Origin of the sequence: Acrocarpospora corrugata, assembly GCF_009687845.1 — a bacterium.
GTDB classification, from domain to species: Bacteria; Actinomycetota; Actinomycetes; order Streptosporangiales; family Streptosporangiaceae; genus Acrocarpospora; species Acrocarpospora corrugata.
The window spans coordinates 81,506-101,929 of the sequence record NZ_BLAD01000057.1 but is presented as its reverse complement, the minus strand read 5'-3'; the positions used below and the strand labels follow the sequence as shown (position 1 = coordinate 101,929).

General features: G+C 69.7%; 21 protein-coding genes. 15 read left to right on the top strand and 6 right to left on the bottom strand.

The window, feature by feature from the left end; genetic code table 11:
- Positions 1–22 precede the first annotated feature (22 nt).
- A complete protein-coding gene (locus Acor_RS21865) occupies positions 23–478 on the bottom strand; it encodes a helix-turn-helix transcriptional regulator (RefSeq protein WP_155338569.1) in 456 nt (151 codons plus the stop codon).
- A 46-nt stretch (positions 479–524) separates the two neighbouring features.
- Entirely contained in the window at positions 525–1,529 is a 1,005-nt protein-coding gene (locus Acor_RS21860) for a PHP domain-containing protein (RefSeq protein WP_155338568.1), read from the bottom strand.
- A 206-nt stretch (positions 1,530–1,735) separates the two neighbouring features.
- On the opposite strand from Acor_RS21860, the gene Acor_RS21855 reads away from it, so the two are divergent.
- The 5 genes from Acor_RS21855 to Acor_RS21835 all read left to right on the top strand — a co-directional run bounded on the left by Acor_RS21855 (position 1,736) and on the right by Acor_RS21835 (position 4,889).
- A complete protein-coding gene (locus Acor_RS21855) occupies positions 1,736–2,122 on the top strand; it encodes a hypothetical protein (protein WP_246238925.1) in 387 nt (128 codons plus the stop codon).
- 4 nt (positions 2,123–2,126) lie between these two features.
- Complete coding sequence (locus tag Acor_RS21850) at positions 2,127–3,287, top strand: glutathionylspermidine synthase family protein (protein ID WP_155338567.1); 1,161 nt, start codon at positions 2,127–2,129, stop codon at positions 3,285–3,287.
- A 20-nt stretch (positions 3,288–3,307) separates the two neighbouring features.
- Positions 3,308–3,754 (top strand): DUF350 domain-containing protein, encoded by a 447-nt coding sequence (locus Acor_RS21845; protein ID WP_155338566.1) that lies wholly within the window; start codon positions 3,308–3,310, stop codon positions 3,752–3,754.
- Positions 3,755–3,868: 114 nt separating this feature from the next.
- Positions 3,869–4,441 carry an ATP-dependent Clp protease proteolytic subunit gene (locus Acor_RS21840; RefSeq protein ID WP_155338565.1) on the top strand — a complete coding sequence of 191 codons (573 nt, stop codon included), beginning with the start codon at positions 3,869–3,871 and terminating at the stop codon, positions 4,439–4,441.
- Positions 4,442–4,496: 55 nt separating this feature from the next.
- Positions 4,497–4,889, top strand: coding sequence for a VOC family protein (locus Acor_RS21835; RefSeq protein ID WP_155338564.1), 393 nt, complete (start codon positions 4,497–4,499; stop codon positions 4,887–4,889).
- Here the strand turns inward: Acor_RS21835 and Acor_RS21830 are convergent.
- On the bottom strand, positions 4,886–5,560 hold the full coding sequence (locus tag Acor_RS21830; protein ID WP_155338563.1) for a helix-turn-helix domain-containing protein: 675 nt from the start codon (positions 5,558–5,560) through the stop codon (positions 4,886–4,888). The genes Acor_RS21835 and Acor_RS21830 overlap by 4 nt on opposite strands.
- Positions 5,561–5,673: 113 nt before the next feature.
- Between Acor_RS21830 and Acor_RS21825 the strand changes: the two genes are divergently transcribed.
- From Acor_RS21825 to Acor_RS21800, 6 genes are all read left to right on the top strand, one after another.
- Positions 5,674–6,774, top strand: a complete 1,101-nt coding sequence (locus Acor_RS21825) for a PucR family transcriptional regulator (RefSeq protein WP_155338593.1) — start codon at positions 5,674–5,676, stop codon at positions 6,772–6,774.
- Positions 6,775–6,891: 117 nt separating this feature from the next.
- On the top strand, positions 6,892–7,794 hold the full coding sequence (locus Acor_RS21820) for an ACP S-malonyltransferase (RefSeq protein WP_155338562.1): 903 nt from the start codon (positions 6,892–6,894) through the stop codon (positions 7,792–7,794).
- Positions 7,791–8,747 (top strand): beta-ketoacyl-ACP synthase III, encoded by a 957-nt coding sequence (locus tag Acor_RS21815; protein WP_155338561.1) that lies wholly within the window; start codon positions 7,791–7,793, stop codon positions 8,745–8,747. The genes Acor_RS21820 and Acor_RS21815 overlap by 4 nt, the downstream gene beginning before the upstream one ends.
- A gap of 61 nt (positions 8,748–8,808) precedes the next feature.
- Positions 8,809–9,048, top strand: coding sequence for an acyl carrier protein (locus Acor_RS21810; protein ID WP_155338560.1), 240 nt, complete (start codon positions 8,809–8,811; stop codon positions 9,046–9,048).
- 64 nt (positions 9,049–9,112) lie between these two features.
- On the top strand, positions 9,113–10,345 hold the full coding sequence (gene fabF, locus Acor_RS21805) for a beta-ketoacyl-ACP synthase II (RefSeq protein WP_155338559.1): 1,233 nt from the start codon (positions 9,113–9,115) through the stop codon (positions 10,343–10,345).
- An 11-nt stretch (positions 10,346–10,356) separates the two neighbouring features.
- Positions 10,357–11,775: an acyl-CoA carboxylase subunit beta gene (locus Acor_RS21800; RefSeq protein ID WP_155338558.1), complete on the top strand. Its 1,419-nt coding sequence runs from the start codon at positions 10,357–10,359 to the stop codon at positions 11,773–11,775.
- A gap of 261 nt (positions 11,776–12,036) precedes the next feature.
- On the opposite strand, the gene Acor_RS21795 is transcribed toward Acor_RS21800, so the two are convergent.
- Positions 12,037–12,534 carry a DUF3145 domain-containing protein gene (locus Acor_RS21795; protein ID WP_174876182.1) on the bottom strand — a complete coding sequence of 166 codons (498 nt, stop codon included), beginning with the start codon at positions 12,532–12,534 and terminating at the stop codon, positions 12,037–12,039.
- A gap of 373 nt (positions 12,535–12,907) precedes the next feature.
- Here Acor_RS21795 and Acor_RS21790 point away from each other — a divergent pair, with 373 nt between their 5' ends.
- The 3 genes from Acor_RS21790 to Acor_RS21780 all read left to right on the top strand — a co-directional run bounded on the left by Acor_RS21790 (position 12,908) and on the right by Acor_RS21780 (position 17,065).
- Positions 12,908–13,414, top strand: a complete 507-nt coding sequence (locus Acor_RS21790; protein WP_246238923.1) for an RNA polymerase sigma factor — start codon at positions 12,908–12,910, stop codon at positions 13,412–13,414.
- Positions 13,415–13,442: 28 nt separating this feature from the next.
- Positions 13,443–14,120 carry a hypothetical protein gene (locus Acor_RS44555; protein ID WP_246238948.1) on the top strand — a complete coding sequence of 226 codons (678 nt, stop codon included), beginning with the start codon at positions 13,443–13,445 and terminating at the stop codon, positions 14,118–14,120.
- 287 nt (positions 14,121–14,407) lie between these two features.
- Complete coding sequence (locus Acor_RS21780) at positions 14,408–17,065, top strand: CHAT domain-containing protein (protein ID WP_155338556.1); 2,658 nt, start codon at positions 14,408–14,410, stop codon at positions 17,063–17,065.
- A 572-nt stretch (positions 17,066–17,637) separates the two neighbouring features.
- Here Acor_RS21780 and Acor_RS42310 read toward each other — a convergent pair.
- A complete protein-coding gene (locus Acor_RS42310; RefSeq protein WP_170317028.1) occupies positions 17,638–18,417 on the bottom strand; it encodes a peptidoglycan recognition protein family protein in 780 nt (259 codons plus the stop codon).
- Positions 18,418–19,003: 586 nt separating this feature from the next.
- Here Acor_RS42310 and Acor_RS21770 point away from each other — a divergent pair.
- Positions 19,004–19,504 (top strand): hypothetical protein, encoded by a 501-nt coding sequence (locus tag Acor_RS21770; protein WP_170317027.1) that lies wholly within the window; start codon positions 19,004–19,006, stop codon positions 19,502–19,504.
- Between the two features lie 92 nt (positions 19,505–19,596).
- Here Acor_RS21770 and Acor_RS21765 read toward each other — a convergent pair whose 3' ends face one another.
- Entirely contained in the window at positions 19,597–20,406 is an 810-nt protein-coding gene (locus Acor_RS21765) for a sulfurtransferase (protein WP_155338553.1), read from the bottom strand.
- Positions 20,407–20,424 lie beyond the last annotated feature (18 nt).

Here is a 20,424-nt window from a genome sequence, read left to right as displayed (position 1 = left end):
ACGCGACCGACAATTCCGCGGCTCAACTCGGCAGCGCCGCCGCCAGCTCGTCCATCCTGGCCTTGGACGGCTCCGGGTAACGCTCGTCGGTCAGGGTCGCGGCGGTGATGCGATCCAGCCGGAACACCCGTACGTCCTCCCGCAGCCGGCACCACGCCACCAGATACCAGAACCCCCCGCGCCCGCCCAGGAAGATGCTGGGCTCCACCTCACGGGTGGTCGGCCCGGTCTTGCCGTCGTAGTCGATCAGGAGCACCCGCCGCCCGGTCAACGCCCGGTCGATGGCCCGTTTGATCTCCTCGGCCGGGTCGATGGTGTAGCCGCCGGGGTCCAGCCGGATGGGCACGCCCTCGTCCTGGAGCCGGGCGATGTCGCGGATGATCGTGCGCTTGCTGACGCCGAGCCGGGTCCCGAGCTCCCTGGCGGACAGGGTGCCCCCCGTGCGTAACTCCTCGACCAGCGCCGCTCGACGATCCATGACCCCGAAACTACGCCCGGTGACCGACAAAACCGGCCCAACACACCTAACCCTGCGGCCACATCCGCGTGTTCACGATGCGTTCCGGCTCGATTCCGCAGAGCGCGGCCCGCTCGCAGCCGTTCCGCTGCCAGTCCAGCTGCCCGGGCGCGTGCGCGTCTGAGTCGATCGAGAACAGGCACCCCATCTCGTACGCCAGGCGCATCAGCCGCTTCGGCGGATCCAGCCGGTCCGGCCGGGAGTTGATCTCCACGGCGACGCCGAACCGCCGGCACGCCTCGAAGACCAGCTCGGCGTCGAACCGCGACTCCGGCCGCAGGCCGCCGCGTTTGCCGCCGGCCTGGACGATCCGGCCGGTGCAGTGGCCCAGCACGTCCACGTGCGGGTTGGCGATCGCGGTGACCATGCGCCGGGTCATGTCCTCGGCGTCCATCTTGAGCTGCGAGTGCACGCTGGCCACCACCACGTCCACCCGGGCCAGCAGCTCGGGCTCCTGGTCCAGCGAGCCGTCGGCCAGGATGTCCACCTCGATCCCGGACAGCAGCCGGAACGGCGCCAGCTTCGGGCCCAGTTCGGCGATCACGTCCAGCTGGCGGCCGAGCCGCTCGGCGGACAGGCCGTTGGCGACAGTGAGGCGCGGCGAGTGGTCGGTGACCGCGAGGTACTCGTGCCCGAGCGCGATCGCGGCGGCGGCCATCTCCTCGATCGGGGAGCCGCCGTCGGACCAGTCGGTGTGGCTGTGCAGGTCGCCCTTGAGCGCCTGCCGCAGCGTGTCGGCCGCCTCGTCCAGGTCCGCGCCCTCGATCGCCTCCAGGCGGCGCAGATAGGTCGGCACGTCGCCGGCCAGGGCTTCGGTCACCGCCAGCGCGGTCACCTTGCCCACCCCTTTGAGGCCGGTCAGGCCGCCGCCGCGCACCAGCCGCTCAAGTTCGCCGGGCGGCAGATCCGCGATGGTGGACGCCGCCCCGCGGAAGGCGCGGACACGATAGGTTGGCTCCCCCGCGCGTTCCAGCAGGAACGCGATTCGCTTCAGCGCGTCGACCGGATCCATGAGACGGACGTTACCCGGCCCTCGCTATGGACCGCTCCGTAACGGTACGCAATGGGAACCGTATCTAGATCTGTACCGTTCTATAGCGCAACGGTAGTCTGTGCCGACCTCACGAAACATGGAGCCGTATGGCCGAGACCGGGGACGGACGTCCCTCCCCTCCTCCCTATGTCCCGCCACCGCCCCCACCAGGGCCGCCGCCGGGCATGACCGGTCCGATGATGCCCGGCCCGCCCCCCAAGAAGAAGAGCTTCCGGTCCACCGCCATCAAACTGGGCGCCATCGGCGTGCTGTCCACCGTGGTGGTCGGCTTCTGCGCGGCCCAGAACAGCTACGACGAGGTGGACGCCGACTGCGTCGACACGGCCAACCCGCTCCCCGACGGCTCGTACGCGCTGGTCGACGACGACCTCTGCGACGACAACTACCGGGGCTCGCACGGCGCGTACGGCTGGTACTACGGCGGCATCCTGGTCGGCAGGCACGTCCGCAGCGGCACCACGCTCCGCCCGGCCGACGCCCAGATCACCAGCCGGAGCGGCAAGGTCGTCCAGCGCGGCGGTTTCGGCTCGCACGGCAGCAGCGGAAGCTGACCCGATGAGAAGACAGACCTCGGCTCCCCGGGAGAACTGGGCGGCCACGGTCGAGTCACACGGTCTGGCCTACCACCGGTCGGCGCACCCGGAAGGGCTGAGCCGGCCGTACTGGGACGAGAGCGTGCACTACGTGTTCGGCATGGACGAGGTGCTCAGCCTGGAGGAGCAGGTCGAGGAGCTGCACCGGATGTGCCTGGCCGCGGTCGACTACGTGGTCACCGGCAACCGGTTCGCCGAGTTCGCCATCCCGCCGGAGTGGCGCGAGGCGGTCGCCGACTCCTGGCGGCGCCGCGATCCGCACCTGTTCGGCCGCTTCGACCTGCGCTATGACGGCACCGGACCGGCCAAGCTGCTGGAGTACAACGCGGACACCCCGACCAGCCTGCTGGAGAGTTCGGTCGTGCAGTGGTTCTGGCTGCAGGACGTGTTCCCCGACGACGACCAGTGGAACTCCATCCACGAACGCCTGATCGACCGGTGGAAGGCGATCGGCCCGACCTTCCCCACCGGGCCGACCCACTTCGCCTGGACGAACATGGACACCTCCGGCGAGGAGGCGATGACCCTCGGCTATCTGCAGGAGACCGCGCAGCAGGCCGGGCTGACCACGCTGGCGATCGCGATGGAGGAGATCGGCTGGGACGCGATCAACCGCCGCTTCGTCGACATGGACCACCGGGTGATCCGCTCGCTCTGCAAGCTCTACCCGTGGGAGTGGATCGTCGGCGAGCCGTTCGGCGCGCACGCGCTGCGGCTGCAGCCGTCGATGGTGTGGATCGAGCCGCTCTGGAAGATGCTGCTGTCCAACAAGGCGCTGCTGGCGATCCTGTGGGAGATGTGTCCCGGGCACGCCAACCTGCTGCCCGCCTATCTGGACGGGCCTCGCGACATCGTGCGGCACATCCAGAAACCGCTGCTCGGGCGGGAGGGCGCGTCCATGCGGGTGGTCTCCCCCGAGCACGCCGTCCAGACCTCCGGCCGGTACGGCGCGGAGGGCTTCGTCTACCAGGAGTTCCAGGCGCTGCCCGACTTCGACGGCCAGCGGCCGGTCCTCGGCGCCTGGGTCGTCGAGGACGAGGCCGCCGGGCTCGGCATCCGCGAGACCACCGGCCTGATCACCGATGACACCTCCTCCTTCGTCCCCCACCGAATCAGCGGCTAGAACAACGGAGCACACCCCCCATGGATGCACAAACCACCTCTTTCGGCGAGGTCCTCGGCAACGGCGCGCTCGCCATCACGGCGTACGCGATCCTCGGCGTGCTGCTGCTCGTCGCCGGGTTCTACGTCATCGACCTGGCCACGCCGGGCCGGCTCAGCAAGATCATTCGCGAGGAGCGCAACCCCAACGCGACCGCGCTGACCGCCTCCGCGATGGCCGCCATCGCGCTGATCGTGGCCGCGTCGATCTTCTCCTCCGGCGGCGCGCTGCGCGAGGGCCTGATCGCCACCCTGGTCTTCGGCCTGATCGGCATCGCCGTGCAGACGGTCGGCATGGTGGTCTTCGACAAGATCGCGGGCATCTCGGTCCGGGCGCTGGCCGCCGAGACGACCCTGCAGCCGGCCACCATCCTGCTGTCGGTCACCCACGTCGCGATCGGCCTGATCACCGCGGTCGCGGTGATCTGACCGGGCGGAATATGCCGACGGTGAAATGCGCCCCCGGCGAAACCCGCTCCCTTTCCGTGCCGTTCCTGATTACCGTCGATCAGGAAACGGAATTTCACAGAACAGGAGCGGGTCATGGCCGGAATCGGGTCCCCCGAGGGCGAGCACATCGGTCGGCGGCTGCTCGGCGAGCGCATCATCATGCTCGGGCAGGAGGTCAACGATGAGATCGCCAACCGGATCTGCTCGGAACTCCTGCTGCTCACCGCCGACGACGCCAAACGCGACATTCAGCTTTTCATCAATTCCCCGGGCGGTTCCGTATACGCCGGAATGGCCATCTACGACGTCATGCAATACGTCCCCAACGACATCGTGACGGTGGCCATGGGAATGGCCGGGTCGATGGGGCAGTTCCTGCTCACGGCCGGCACCGCGGGAAAACGTTACGCGCTCCCGCACGCGCGCATCATCATGCACCAGCCGCACGGCGGCATCGGCGGCACCGAGTCCGACATCAGGATCCAGGCCCAGCAGATGCTCTTCACCAAGAAGCTGCTGGCCGAACGGACCGCCTTCCACACCGGCCAGCCGCTGGAGAAGATCGAGGCTGACGCCGACCGGGACCGCTGGTTCACCGCTGAGGAGGCCAGGGCGTACGGCTTCATCGACCACGTGGTCGTCAGCACCGCCGTCCTCCCGTCCTGACCCGCTGTCCGATTCGTTCAAGACCGGCGGCGACCGCCGCACGTACCGTGCGGGTATGGCTCCAACATTCAACGTCATCGGAATAGTCGTCGCCGACATGGCCCGCTCGCTGGCCTTCTACCGGCGGCTCGGGCTCGACCTCCCCGCCGAGGCCGACACCGAACCGCACGTCGAGGCGGCCCTGCCCGGCGGCCTGCGGCTGGCCTGGGACACCGCCGACACCATCCGCGCCTTCGATCCCGGCTGGACTCCGCCGTCCGGCGGGGCCCGCGTCGGCCTGGCCTTCGCGTGCGCGGATCCGGGCGAGGTCGACCAGGTCTACGCGCAGCTGGTGGACGCCGGATACGACGGGCATCTCAAGCCGTGGGACGCGTTCTGGGGGCAGCGTTACGCCACGCTGCGCGACCCGGACGGCAACAGCGTGGATCTGTTCGCGCCGCTCGCCTAGACCAGGTCGCCGAGCGGGACTCCGGCCAGGGCGCGCACCTCGCGGGCCAGGTGCGCCTGGTCGGCGTAGCCGGTGGCGGCGGCCACGTCGGCGAACGGCCGCCCGGTTCTGGCCAGTTCGAGGGCCCGGCCCAGGCGCAGGATCCTGGCCAGGGTCTTCGGGCCGTACCCGAACGCGGTCAGGCTGAGGCGGTGCAGCCGCCGCTCGCCCAGCCCGACCGCGGCGGCGGTGGCGGCCACCCCGGCGCCGGCGTCGAGCAGGGCGGCGACCTCGTGGACGAGCGGGTCCACGCCGTTCAGGTGTTCGCCCGCGAGCTCCTCCAGCCCGGCGGCGATCGACTCGGCCCGCCGTACCCGATCGGAGAGGCGCAGGACCACGGCGGCGGGCCACAGGTCGGCGAGCGGAACCCGCAGGTTGCGGAGTTCTGCGGCGGGCACGCCGAGCAGGGCCGGCGCGGTCCCCGGCGCGAAGCGCAGGCCGGTGAAGGCGACCCCGGCCCGGACGGGCGTCACGAACGCCTCGTCGTCGGGCCCGGCCACCAGCAGGCCGCCCTCGGTCCAGAGCAGATCCATGCAGCCGTCGGGCAGCACCCGGCGTTCGGCCTGCTCCGACACGCCGGAGGTCTGCCACAGCACGGCCCCCGGGACCAGGGACGGGCGTTCCCGATACACCCCTCCAGGTTCTCACCGCCGGACGGAGGCGCCACCATCGCGCGTGACCTGGCACGCTTGTAGTCGTGAGTGACAGGGTCCGGGAGGACACGGCGCGGCGGCTGGACCGGGCGATGGGCAGCCTCGGCACGGCCGCGATGGCGCGCATGGAAGAGCAGCTCGCCTGGTATCGAGCCCTGTCGGCCGAGGACAGATCCTGGGTCGGGCTGGTCGCGCAGGCGGGCATCGCCGCGTTCGTGGAGTGGTTCGGCCACGCCGGGGAAGGGCGGCCCACGCCCAGCATCGAGTTCTTCGGCACCGCGCCGCGCGAGCTCAAGCGCAGCGTCTCGCTGCAGCAGACCGTCGACCTGGTCCGGATCGTGGTGGAGGTGGTGGAGGCCGAGGCCGACGAGCTGGCCGCCCCCGGCGGCGAGGAGCAGCTGCGCAACGCGATGCTGCGCTACACCCGCGACGTGGCCTTCGCCGCCGCCCAGGTGTACGCCAGGGAGGCCGAGGCCCGCGGCTCCTGGGACGCCCGGCTGGAGGCCCTGATCGTGGACGCGCTGGTCCGCGGCGAGGTCGACGACGGCCTGCACTCCTGGGCCGCCGCACTCGGCTGGACCTCGGCCCCAGTCGTCGTGTTCGCCGGGCACGCGCCGGACGAGGACCCGCAGAGCGTCATCGACGGCCTGCGCGACAAGGGCCGCCGGGTCGGCCACGACCTGCTCGCCGGCGTCCAGGGCGAACGCCTGATCGTCATCGTCGGCGGCGCGGACAGCATCAAGGACGCCGCCAGGAGCGTGGTCCCCCGGTTCGCCGCCGGCCCCATCGTGATCGGCCCCGAGGTCTCCGACCTGCACGCCGCCGCCCGCTCCGCCCGCGCCGCCATCGCCGGCCTGCGCGCCGCCGCCGGCTGGCCGGACGCCCCCCGCCCGGTCCTGGCCGAGGACCTGCTGGCCGAACGCGCCCTGGACGGCGACGAGGACGCCCGCGCCCAGCTGATCGAGAACGTCTTCAAACCCCTGGCGGGTACGCCCCTGCTCGACACCCTGGCCACCTACCTGGAGCAGGGCACCTCGCTGGAGGCGACCGCACGCCTGCTGTTCGTGCACCCGAACACGGTCAGGTACCGGCTGCGCAAGATCACCGAACTGACCGGCTACCAGCCCACCGAAGGCAGGTCCGCATTTACCCTGCAGGTTGGCCTGATATTGGGTCGCCTGACCGTAACCTAGGCGACTCTGAGAAACACCTGAGAAACCTGAACTGTAGGAACCCAACAAAAACGCCCAGACCAACTTCGTGCACATCCCTATCAGTGTGGCGAACTTCTACAGGGCAGGGTTGGGAGTGTGCTCGTCATCGTCGCGCCGGGACAAGGCGCCCAAACCCCAGGCTTCCTGAGTCCGTGGCTGGAGATCCCCGGGTTCCGCGACCGCCTGTCGGCGTGGTCGGAGATCGCCGGCCTCGATCTGATCGGGTACGGCACCACGGCGGACGCCGACGAGATCAAGGACACCGCGGTGGCCCAGCCGCTGCTGGTGGCCTCCGCTCTCGCCGCGTACGAGGCCCTCGGTGTCGCCCCTGACCTGGTCGCCGGGCACAGTGTCGGCGAGTTCGCCGCCGCCACCATCGCCGGGGTGCTCACCGTGGAACAGTCGCTGACCCTCATCCGGGAGCGCGCCCAGGCGATGGCCAAGGCCGCCACCGCCACCGCGACCGGGATGACCGCCGTGCTCGGCGGGGTGGACGTGCTGGAGTCGGTCGAGAAACACGGCCTGACCCCGGCCAACATGAACGGCGCGGGCCAGATCGTGGCCGGCGGCACGCTGGAGCAGCTGGCGGCCTTCAAGGCCGACCCGCCGCAGCGCGCCCGGCTGATCGCGCTCTCGGTGGCGGGCGCCTTCCACACCGAGCACATGGCTCCCGCCGTCGCCCAGCTGCGCGCGGCCGCCGCCGGGGTCACCCCGGCCGACCCGGCCGTGCCGCTGCTCTCCAACGCCGACGGCGCGCTGGTGGAGACCGGCGCCGACCTGCTGGAGCGCCTGGTCGCCCAGGTCAGCCGGCCGGTCCGCTGGGACCTGTGCATGGCGGCCATGGCCGACAGGGGCGTCACCACGATGATCGAACTGCTGCCCGGCGGCACGCTGGCGGGACTGGCCAAACGCGGCCTGACCGGAGTGCGGGCCGTGGCGCTGAAGACCCCCGACGACCTGGAAACCGCGCGGACCGCCGCCAAGGAGGCGTTGCAGTGAAGCTTCCCCAGGGCGCTCCGGGTGCGAAGGTGCTGGCGTTCGGGCACTACCAGCCCGCCAACGTGGTCACCAACGACGACCTCGCCAAACTGATCGAGACCAACGACGCGTGGATCCAGAGCCGGGTCGGGATCAAGGAGCGCCGGTTCGCCGGGCCCGAGGAGTCCGAGATCGACCTGGCCGTGCAGGCCGGCGGCAAGGCGCTGGCCGCCAGCGGCCTGGCCGCGGGCGACATCGACCTGGTGATCGTGGCCACCTGCACGCTGGAGGCCCAGATCCCGAACGCCGCCGGGCGGGTGTCGCACCGGCTGGGCATCGACGCCCCCGGCGCCTACGACGTTAACGCGGCCTGCGCCGGGTTCTGCTACGCGCTGGCCTCGGCCAGTGACGCGATCCGGGCGGGGTCGGCGAAGAACGTGCTGGTCATCGGCACCGAGAAGCTCACCCAGTGGGTGGACATCCAGGACCGCGCCACCTCGGTGATCTTCGCGGACGGCGCCGGCGCGGCCGTGGTCGTGCCGTCAGAGACCCCCGGCATCGGCCCCGTGGTGTGGGGCAGCGCCGGCGACAAGGCCGACGCGATCATGATCAAGGACCGCAACTCGGCGCTGAACCAGGAAGGCCAGACGGTGTTCCGCTGGGCCACCACGGCCCTTCACCCGATCGCCAGGGAAGCGTGCGAGCGTGCCGGGGTGGATCCCGCGGAACTCGCCGCCTTCGTGCCGCACCAGGCCAACCTGCGCATCATCGAGGCGATCGCCCGCAAGATCGGCGCCACCAACGCGGTCGTGGCCAAGGACATCGTGCTGGCCGGGAACACCTCGGCCGCGTCCATCCCGCTGGCGCTGTCCCGCATGATCGAGCGCGGCGAGGTGCCCTCGGGCGGCCTGGCCCTGCTGCTCGGCTTCGGCGCCGGCCTGACCTACGCCTCGCAGGTCATCGAGATCCCCTGAGACTTGTACGGCTCCGGCCGTACGGAACCCAGAAAACCACCCTAAAAGGAGATACAGCGACATGGCAGCGACTGAGCAGGAGATCCTCGCGGGACTCGGCAAGATCATCAACGAGATCACCGGCATCCCGGCCGCCGACGTCACCCCCGAGAAGAACTTCGTGGACGACCTCGACATCGACTCGCTCTCCATGGTCGAGATCGCTGTGGCGGCCCAGGACGAGTTCGGCGCGGAGATCCCCGACGACCAGCTGAAGCACCTGAAGACCGTCAAGGACGTCATCAACTTCATCCAGGCCTAGACCTGACCCCACGGGGCCTGCCGGCTCCGCCCTGATCAGCGCGAGTTATGAGGAGTGCAGACAAGTGAGTACAGACCGGGTACGTGTCGTTGTCACCGGGCTCGGCGCGACGACGCCCCTCGGTGGAGACGTCGCCTCGACCTGGTCGGCGCTCCTCGACGGGCGGTCGGGTGTTCGGCCCCTCACCGAGGACTGGGTCGACTCCGTTCCGGTGAAGTTCGCCGGGCGGGTCGCCGTCGAACCGGGCGAGGTCCTCCCCAGGCCGGAGGCCAGGCGGCTGGACCGGGCCGAGCAGTTCGCGCTGATCGCCGCGCGTCAGGCCTGGCAGGACGCGGGCACGCCCGAGGTTGAGCCGACCAGGCTGGGCGTGGTCGTGGGCAGCGGGATCGGCGGCATCACCACGATCCTCGACGCGTACGACACGTTCAAGGAGAAGGGCTGGACCCGCCTGTCGCCGTTCACCGTGCCGATGCTGATGCCCAACGGCTCGGCCGGCTGGATCGGCATCGACATCGGGGCCAAGGGTGGCGTGCACGCCACCGTCAGCGCCTGCGCCACCGGCGCGGAAGCCATCGGCTACGCCATCGACATGATCAGGTCCGGTCGGGTCGACGTGGTCGTGGCGGGCGGCGCGGAAGCGGCCATCCACCCGCTCAACATCGGGTCGTTCGCCGCGATGCGCGCCATGTCCACCCGTAACGACGAGCCGCAGCGCGCGTCCCGGCCGTTCGACAAGGGCCGGGACGGGTTCGTGCTCGGCGAGGGCGCCGGCATCGTCGTGCTGGAGTCCGAGGCGCACGCCAGGGCGCGCGGCGCGAAGATCTACGCGGTGGCCGCGGGGGTCGGATACTCCTCCGACGCCCACCACATCGCGCAGCCGGAGCCGAGCGGCGCGGGCGTGCAGCTGGCCATGCGCCGGGTGCTCGCCGACGCCGGCCTGACCGGCTCCGACATCCGCCACGTCAACGCGCACGCCACCTCCACCCCCGCGGGTGACGTGGTGGAGACCATCGCGATCAAGGAAGCCATCGGGTCGCACCCGATCGTCACCGCGACCAAGTCGATGACCGGCCACCTGCTCGGCGGCGCGGGCGGCATCGAATCCATCTTCACCATCCTGGCGCTCAGCGAGCGGATCGTCCCCGCCACCATCAACGTGGACGACCTGGACGACGGCATCGAAGTGGACATCGCGCGCACCGAGGCACGCAAGCTCCCCGACGGGCAGATCGCCGCGGTCAACAACTCCTTCGGGTTCGGCGGACACAACGTCGCCGTCGCCTTCACCACGGTCTGAGAGGCACGCAGATGACGGTAGTCGACAACAGGGTGGTGACTCCCTCCTCCGATCAGGAGGCCGAGGATCCCCGCGACCCGCAGGTCCGGCTCGGCCACCTGCTCGACGAAGGCTCGATCCGGCCGATCTCCCCCGAGGACAAGAGCGGCGTCTTCGCCGTGACCGGCCGCATCGAAGGCGTCCCCGTGGTCGCCTTCTGCAGCGACGCCAGGATCCAGGGCGGCGCGATGGGCAGCGAAGGCTGCGAGCACATCGTGCACGCCTACGACGTGGCGGTCCGCGAGCGCGTCCCCGTCATCGGGGTCTGGCACTCCGGCGGGGCCCGGCTGGCCGAGGGCGTGGAGTCGCTGCACGCCGTCGGCCGCGTCTTCGCCGCGATGACCAAGGCGTCCGGCGTCGTCCCGCAGATCTCCGTCGTGGTCGGCGCCGCCGCCGGCGGCGCCGCGTACGGTCCCGCGCTGACCGACATCGTCATCCTGGCCGACCAGGGCCGCATCTTCGTCACCGGCCCCGACGTGGTCCGCAGCGTCACCGGCGAGAAGATCGACATGGCCGCCCTCGGCGGCCCCGAGCCGCACAGCAAGCGCAGCGGCGTCGTGCACGTGGTCACCAAGGGCGAGGCCGAAGCCCTGCTCCGGGCCCGCGAACTGGCGAGCATGCTCGGCCACCAGGGCCGGGTCCGCGCCGTCGAGGAGGTCGACTTCTCCGCGCTGCTCCCCGAGAACCCGCGCCGCGCCTACGACGTGCACCCGCTCATCAACGGCCTGCTGGACGAGCCCGGCGTCGAGCTCCACCCCAAGTGGGCCCCCAACATCGTCACCACCCTGGGCCGCCTCGGCGGCCGCACGGTCGGCGTCGTCGCCAACAACCCGATGCGCCTCGGCGGCTGCCTCGACTCCGCCTCCGCCGAAAAAGCCGCCCGCTTTGTACGGATGTGCGATGCCTTCGGGGTCCCCCTGGTCGTCCTCGTCGACGTCCCCGGCTACCTGCCCGGCGTCGGCCAGGAGCACGACGGCGTGGTCCGCCGCGGCGCGAAGCTCCTGCACGCCTTCGCCGAAGCCTCGGTCCCCCGGGTCACGCTGGTGACGCGCAAGGCGTACGGCGGCGCGTACATCGCGATGAACTCCCGCTCGCTCGGCGCCACCCGCGTCTTCGCCTGGCCGACCGCCGTGGTGGCCGTCATGGGCGCGGTCGCCGCCGTCCGCATCCTCAAGCGCCGCGACCTGGCCGCGGCCCCCGAGGAGGAGCGCGCCGAACTCGAGACCCGCCTCGCCGAAGAGCACGAGAAGGTCGCCGGCGGCCTGTCCCGCGCCGTCGACCTCGGCGTCGTGGACGAGGTCATCGAGCCCGGCGAAACCCGTGGCGCCATCGCCAAGGTCCTCGCCCAGGCGACCCCGGCCCGCGGGGCGCACGGCAACATCCCGCTGTAATCAGCCTCGAAGGGCGCCCGGCACGCGTGCCGGGCGCCCTTTCGGCGTTTACGGGGATAGCCGTGTCGCGCGGCTATCGGGGGCTGGGCCGACGAGGCCGGACGGGCCTCAGGGACGCGGCCGAGGTGGTTCGACGAGCCTTGGCCGTCGGCTGAGGCGGACTCGACGAGCCTGGGCGCGGGCCGAGGTGGATTCGACGAGTCCAGGGGGCCAGGGCGCGACGAACAGGACGTGGGTGGCCGAAGCCACCCGGTGCACGAGTCAGACGGCGGCGTGCAGCCAGCGGACCGGGGCGCCCTCGCCAGCGTAGCGGAAGGATTCGAGTTCCTCGTCCCACTGCTTGCCGAGCAGGCGGTCGAGTTCGTCCTCCAGGACTACACGGCCCTGGGCGGCCATCAGCATGACGTTGCGGAGACGGTCCTCGGGGACCTGGATGTCACCGCTGGCGCCGATGACAGCGGTGTACGCCCCCAGCGTCGGGGTGTAGGCATGTCGGGAGCCGTCCACGCCTGGTGAGGCGTCCTCGGTGATCTCGAAGCGAATGCGCTGCCACCCCATCAGCGATGACGTGACCGACGCCGCCGTACCCGCGCGACCCTCCCATTCCGCCTGGGCGCGCAAAGCGCCGGGCGCGGCGGGCTGAGGGGTCCACGTCAGATCGACGGGAACGCCAAGAACGCCTGCGACAGCCCACTCAATGTGCGGGCACAGCGCAGGCTGAGCCGAGTGGACGTACAGCACGCCACGAGCAGCAGCCACCGGACCTCCCGTTTCGTACGAGGTGCGCCTTCCCCAACGGCCTCATACTGGGATGATCACTAGTGACTCTAGGAGAGACTACCGTCCGTCGCGGCGAGGCACCAGACCAGGGTCATACCTATTCGCACTTGACAACCGTGTGGATTCGACAAACCACGGGGAGTAAACATACGCCCAAACCCATCGGATGGGAAAGCCGCTGGTGAAGCCCGAGCCGGGCGGCCCGGCGTGGCCGTGACCCTTCCGGCGGGCGGCGAACAATTCACCGATCGCGGGATCGGGATCACGCTCGCTGGGTAGAGTGCTCACGCAACGCTTATCCGTCAGCGCGGACAGTAGCCCGGAAAGTCGTGCCATGCCTCAAGAGACGTCTTTGCCCGCTCTCGATGAGACCGCTTGGAAGGATCTGGTCGCCAGATTCGACGGCCGGATGTGGGCGGTGGCGCGGGCCTGCGGCCTCAGCGCCACCGACGCGGCCGACGCGGTCCAGGGGGCGTGGTTACGCCTGGTCGAGAGTTACGACCGAATCCGGGACCCCACCAAGGTCGGCGCCTGGCTGATCACCACCACCCGGCACGAGGCCTACCGCCTCTCCCGCCGCTCCCGCGCCGAACACCCCGTCGACCTGCCCGACCTCGGCGACCCCAGCGTCCCCGACCCGTCCACCGCCGTAGTCGACGCCGAGTACGGCCGCCACGTCTGGGACCGCGCCGCCACCCTCGACGAGCCCTGCCGCACCATGCTCCTCCTCTTCGCCCTCAACCCCGACGCCCGCTACGCCCAGATCGCGGCCCGCATGAACATGCCCCTCGGCAGCGTCAGCGCCACCCGCGCCCGCTGCCACTCCCGCCTCCGCGCCCTCCTGGAGGAATCCCCATGACCGCGCCCGCAAAAAGGACGCCACCCCAATGACCCCCAAACCCGAGGGCACCACCCCCAACAACCCTGAGCCCGTCTCCCCCAACAACCCCGAGGGCCTCTCCCACCCCGAACCCGAGGTCCTCCCCACCAGCGAACCCAACGGCCCCCGCACTGACGAACCCGGCGATCTATCCACGGCCGAGCCCGACCACGTCTCCGCCGCCACGCCTGACCGCGTCCCCACCGCCGAACCCGACGGTCTCTCGACCGACGAACCCAACGGCCTCTCCACCTACGTCCTGGCCGCCATGCGCCTCGCCTCCGGCACCGACCCCGTCCCCGACCGCGTCAGCACCGACGCCGTCGCCGCCTACGCCCTCCGCCTCCCCGGCGCGATCATCGCCACCCCCACCGACGTGGCCGCCGCCTCCGGCGCCCGCTCCGGCTCAGAACCCCAACGCCACCGCTTCACCACCGACACCCTGACCATCGACATCGAACTAACCCTCACCAACGGCCGCCTCGAAGTAGCCGGCCACCTCACCCCCGCCCCCGCCCCCGACACCTGGATCGAAATCCGCACCCCCCACATCAGCAAAATCCGCACCCCCACCCCCGACGGCCACTTCGCCGCCACCGGCCTCCCACCCGGCTGGCTCAGCATCGTCCACCACCACCCCGAAAACCCCTCCACCGCCACCCGCTGGCTCCGCGCCCGCGCCTGAACCACCCTCAACACCCCACAACAGCAGCACCGAGCCCCACCAAAGAACCCCGGGCGGACCAGAGAAGGGAACCCGACATCGTCCCCGGCACGGATCCACTCCCACCCCAGACCCCAACACCCACCAAGCCAACGAAACCCCCCGCCAGGCAACAACCAGACGCCGAGAAACCCCAAATCACCTCCGCCGCAGATCCCCGCACCACCCGAACCGCCAAGATCACCGAACCCACCGAACACCGCATCGGCCCACAGCCCTCTGGCGCCGAGGCAAGCACCGCAGACTCAATGGACATCAGGGCAGATCTGCTCACATCTCGCGCTCCCAGCACCAAAGACGTTGTCGACCCCGACAGAACTCCGCCCAAGAATCAGACCGCGAGAGCTGAGGATGTCCTCGGCGGCGGCGCGGATCTCAACGAGCCGGTCGGCGCGAATCCATCTGAACCTCCCGCCGACAAGACCGCAGGCATTCTCCAGGGCGGTGCGAATTCGCTTGGGGATCAGGCCGCGAGGGGTGGAGACGGTCTCGATGGTGGTGTGGATCCGCTGGTCGTTCGGGCGGTGAGGGCCGTTGAGTTGGCTGGGCGGGATCCTCGGGCGGCACGGGTGGAGGCGGAGGCTGTTCTTGAGGTGAGTGGGCGGGGGCGGCAGCGGGAGGCGGCGTCGATCGCGTTGCGGGGGATGGCGTTGGCGGTTTGGGAGCTTGGGGATCTGCCGTTGGCGGATGAGTTGCTGAGTCGGGCGGCTGAGGAGGCGGTTGGGCTGCCGGGGGTTGCGGCGCAGGCGGGGATGTCGCAGGTGCCGCTTCGGGCGCTGCTGGGTGATCCCGAGGCTGCGCTTGAGCTGGCCGATCGGATCGAATCCGACTTGGTCGGGCTGGATCGTTGTCGGCTGGAGGTTCAGCGGGCGGTTCCCTTGGTGCTGGTCGGTCGTCATCTGGAGGCGGCTGCTGGGTGTACGGCGGTTATCCCGGCGCTGGTCGAAGATCCGCGTTTTCATGCGGGGGCGCTGCTCAATCGTGGTCTGGCGTATGTGTTCCTCGAACGATTCGGTGAGGCGGTGGCCGATCTCACGTGTTCGGCTGAGGTCGCCAAGGGTTCGGGGCTCAGTCATCTGGCGATGCTGGCTGAGGGCAATCTTCCCTTCGCGGCTGCGCGGCGAGGCGATATTCCGGCCGCCTTTGAGAGTTATCAAGCCGCTGAGCATTCGCTTCTCGGTTTTCCGGAGCGGCTGGCGGCGATGCGCACCGATTTCGCCCAGGCGCTGGTCGCCGCGCGTCTCCCAAACGAAGCACGGTCGCTCCTGGAGAAGGCCGTTCCTGTCCTGGCCGCCTCGAATGCGCAGGTGGCTTTGAGTGATGCCCGGCTTCTCCTGGCCCAAGTGGAACTCCTCACGGGAGATCCCTTCCAAGCCCAGCAGACGGCGGAGACCGCCCACGCCGAACTTCTCGACCAAGGCCGAAGCCGATGGGCTCCGTTGGCCACTGACATAGTGCTGCGGGCTCGACTGGCTCAAGCCGATCAGCCCGCCCCAGCGTTCCCTGGCCTCCTGGCCGACCTGTACGCATGCGCGGACGACCTCGTCGACACCGGCTGGCACGCCCAAGCGGATTCGCTCCGCCTACTCGCTGGACGCACCGCGAAGCGACTGGAAGATCGGGAGGCGGCGACCGTCCAGCTGTCCCGCCTCCTCGATTCGCGTACCCGCCCGGTAGTCCGTCACCACGCCCAAGCCGCCCTCCACCACATGAACGGGGAGGACTCCGCCGCCATGGCCTCGGTAGAGGCAGGCATCGGCACTTTCCTGACGACGCTCTCCCCCACCTCAGATCAGGGCATCGACGGCCCGATGATCGTCGGAGCCGCGGAAATACGGGCGCACGCGGTTCGAGGCGCCGAGGACCTGGCCGCCTTCGGCCTCGAACTCGCCCTGCTACAAGGCGACGGCCGTGCAGTACTCACCTGGGCGGAACGATGGCGCTCAGTGGTCCGCGGCGACTTCACCAGCACCTTCACCCGCCGCCCCACCGACAACGTTTTGACCATCGGCCCAGACTGCCTCGTGGAATACGTCCGGCACGAAGACGAACTCTTCGCGGTAGTTGCCCAGGACGGTGACTGCGAGTTGCACGCGATCGGCTCGTATGCCGAAATAGCCGAAGCCACAATCCGGATTCGCTATCAACTACGGCGTCGCAATCTGCGGGATGCCGGACCTGGCTGCACATCGATGCCGGAAGCGGAACTTGCGGCCCTGGACGCGGTACTGCTGGGACCTCTCCACCTGAAACCCGGCCCGATGATCGTAGTCCCCACCGGCTCGCTCCACACCCTCCCCTGGCCCCTGCTGCCCTCGCTCCGGGGTTGCCCGCTTTCGGTGAACTCCCACGCGGGCGGAACCCCACCCAGGTCCGAACCCAATTCCCTCGTTATCGGCGTGGCCGGACCCGGCCTGATACACGCTCTCGACGAGGTCCGGGCAATAGCTCAGACCCACCAGAACGCCACCACCATCCCAGCAAACAAAGAAGCGGTCATCGAGGCACTCGGATCGGCGGCAATTCTGCACATAGCCGCACACGGCATGTTCTCCCCACGCAGCCCAATGCTTTCCAGCATCGCCCTCACAGACGGCCCATTGATGGCCTACGAACTGCTGCGCGTCACCCGCGTGCCACCCGTGGTCGTGCTCTCGGCCTGCGAAGCAGGCATGGCCCACGCCCCCATGGACGGCATCGCATGGGGCTTGGCCGGCGCCTTCCTCGAACAAGGAGCCAAATGCGTCATCGCCGGCGTAGTCCCCGTACGAGACGAGGAAGCACTCGTCCTAATGCGCCGCTTCCACGAACTACTGGCAACCGGCCACTCCCCAGCCCAATCACTCGCCACCGCAGCCCTCGAAACCGACATCCCAGGCTTCGCCTGCTTCGGCACAGGAAACTAACCCCGATAGTTCGCAATCTTGCCGCTTCGTTCACCCGGCCTGCGAAAACGCCCGTTTCGCTCTGCACCCCAAAGGCGCGTTCGCGCCGGTCGCGAGGCCCGATGCCAGGTGGAGACAGCGCGCTGAATAGGCGAGGTCCAACCCGCAGAACCCCCAAGGCTGGAGGCCAATCAGAGCTCTCACCGGCTGAAGGCTGGCACGGCTCCCGCTGGCCGGAGAACGGCAGTCGGCACCTTCTTCGACCTCGTCCGGGGGCCGCCCCCCTCCCGCCGCCGCCCCGACCCCTCCCCACCCTCCACGTCGGTACCTTCCTCGATCTCGTCCGGGGCCGCCGCCCCACCTGAAAATCGTTCTCCGGCGAGCGGCCCTACCGCTGGCCGCAGGGCATACCCGGCCCTGTCAAGTACAGCAGCGACCGGCCCACACGGCGGGCGTCATGCGGGGCTGGTCATGAGCTAAGGAAGCCCCGGCGCGAGATGCCCTCGCGGCGGCCGGTGGCGGCGTTCAGGGCTGGTCATGAGCTAGGAAATCCCCGGTCGGCAGCGTGGCGGTCGCGGCTGTGGGGATCTTCTTCACTCTTCCGCTTCAGGTTCCCAGATGTGGGAAAGCAGCCAGGTCTCCTCGTCCACCACGCCGCTGATCGGAATGCCGAGGAGTTCCTGCACCTGTCGGCAGGCGGCCGTCGACTTCTTGCCGTACCAGCTGTCTGCGTCGAGGTCGGGGACGTGGGTGCGCGCGCGGGACTGCCAGGAGCGCACGTCGTCGCCGCGCATCATCGGTGATGCCAGTTCCAGTGCCCGGGTGAAGACGGGCACGTCGTCCTCTGTCTCCGGCTTGGGCTCGTCCTCACCTGACAGGAGCTGGGCTACCGCCGCGCGGAACGTGGGCATGCTGATCGAGTGCGGGTCGACTTTGGCTCGGTTGACTTCCTTGTGGCCCCGCACCCGGGACGCCGGCAGTTCGAACTCGGCCGCCAGTTCTGCGCACAACCTTCGGTAGGCGTCCATTTGGGCGGCCGGCCATGGCGTCTTGCCGTCGTTCTCCGCCTCGATCCCGATCGAGTTGTGGTTCATGTGGTGCGGCGAGGTGGATGGCGCGTTCTGCCAGCACTTCCCGGCGGCCACTACGAAGATCCGGCCGTCCTTACGGAGCCAGATCTGCGACAGCGGCCCATCCAAACCGGGCCTGCCATCGCGGACCACATGCAGGTCGTCCCAGCCCGCGGTGTGATGACACACCAGACCCTCGACCCTCGACATCGCGCCATGACCACGGGTCCGCCACCCGGCCACCTCGGTAACCGGATAGCCGGTCCGGCGGGCCACCGCCGCCAGCTGCAACAGATACGGCATCGAGCCTCCTGGATCCTCCTGACGACGGCCACCATAGCGACCGCCAGGGAGATTACTGCGAGGAGGAGGGCGACGACCAGCACCACTCCCACACGAGATGGTCGGCGGGCCGTGCAGTGACCGTCCGGCGGGCCAGGCGCACTGCGCCCGCACGAGAGGGTCGGCGGCCGTGCAATGACCATTGCGCCCGCATGAGAGGGTCGGCGGGCGTGCTGAGTGACCATCCGGTGGGCCAGGCGCACTACGCCCGAATGAGGATGAGAAGGTCGGCGACTGACCACCTGAAGGCCCAGGCTGGCATGGCATTTCCTGGAGCCCGCCGTCTCGATTCAGCTCCCCCGAAGGCCGCCGTCTCGGCATAGCTTGCCATCGTTCATGCCAATGCCCTCTTGTCCGGATGCGGACAGCGACTGAGGGCAACCGAGGTGTGATCACATACGTCTCACAGCCACCATACAATCCTCCAATCGCTGGAGATGTCATGACTCGCTCCGGCTACAAGCGCACCGTGCGGAGGCGACGTAATGCTGGCGCTAGCCTGCCGTTGATCTTTGTTTCGGTTGTCGCGGTCTGTGCGCTGATCGCGGTGGTCGTTCTGGCGGTCCTGCTCGTGGAGCGCGCCCCCGAGGGTGTCGCGGAGGCCGCCGTGTCGGCGACCGCGTCGGCGGCTCCGGCCGGGGAAGGCGCTGAGTCCTCCGAGCCTCCGGCGCAGCCGCGTACGCGGGCCGGCGCCAGGAAGGCCGCGGAAGCCTCGTTCGAGGCGTACACCGTCGGTGACTACGGAAGCTTCTGGGATGGCTGGACGGCCGCCGATCAGGAGATCGTGTCGCGGAAGGACTACCAGCGGCGATTCAAGCTGTGCCCGCAGGGCGCGCAGGGCATCGCCTGGGTGATCAAGAAGGTTTTGGTCTCCGGCAACCGCGCGGTGGTCCGGGCCCAACGGCTGATCTTGATCGAGGACTACACCTTCAGGTATGAGGGCGGAGAGTGGCGGTACAAACTGCGCCCTGAACAGCGGGAGCCATACGAGACGAAGACGATCAACCAGATCGTGGCGGAGGCGAAGGAATCCGGAAACTGCGGTTGATCGGGCCCGCGCTCAGAAGGGATGCCGGCAGGCTACATCGGCCTGCCAGCGTGAAACCTGCGGGTATGAAGAAGTCGCCTCCAACCCCCCAGTCAGCCGAGGGCTATAGGGCGGCTGGGGTCGGTGATCCAGTGGGACCAGGAGCCGACGTACAGGGCGGCGGGGATGTCGGCTATTTCCAGGGCGAGGACCTGGTGGGCTGCCGTGACTCCGGAGCCGCAGTATGTGCCCACCGGGACGTCGTTGACGGCGCCGAGGGTGTTGAAGCGCTCGCGGAGGAAGTCCGCGCTGTGGAAGGGGCCGCCTGGTTCTACGTTCTGGGTGGTGGGGGCGTTGACGGCGCCGGGAATGTGACCGGCGACGGGGTCGATGGGTTCGGTTTCGCCTCGGTAGCGTTCGGGGGCGCGGGCGTCGAGGAGGAGGCCGGTGGTGGCCAGGTCGGCGGCTTCTGCGGCGGTGAGGGTGGGCATTCCGCCGGGAGTCGCGGTGAAGTCGCCTCCGGGAGTGTCGGGGATGTCCTTGGTGGTGGGGAGGCCGGCGCGGGTCCAGGCGCGGAGACCGCCGTCGAGGACGCGGACGTCGGGATGGCCGAAGTAACGGAGGAGCCACCAGGCTCGGGCGGCGGCGGTGGAGTCGGCCTCGTCGTAGACCACGACCGGGCGGGACGCGGAGACGCCGAGCCGGCGCATGGCAGCCTGGAAGTCCGCGGCCGAGGGCAGCGGATGACGCCCGCCGGAACCAGGCGGCGATGCCAGGTCGTGTTCCAGGTCACAGAAGACGGCGCCCGGAATGTGCCCTTCGTGGTAGGCGTCGACCCCGGGAGGCCCGCCCAGCCGCCAACGTACGTCCAGCAGGGTGACCGGCTCGGTGGCCAGGCTCTCAGCACTGATCAGCGGATTCATAACGCCCCCTCCAGGCAT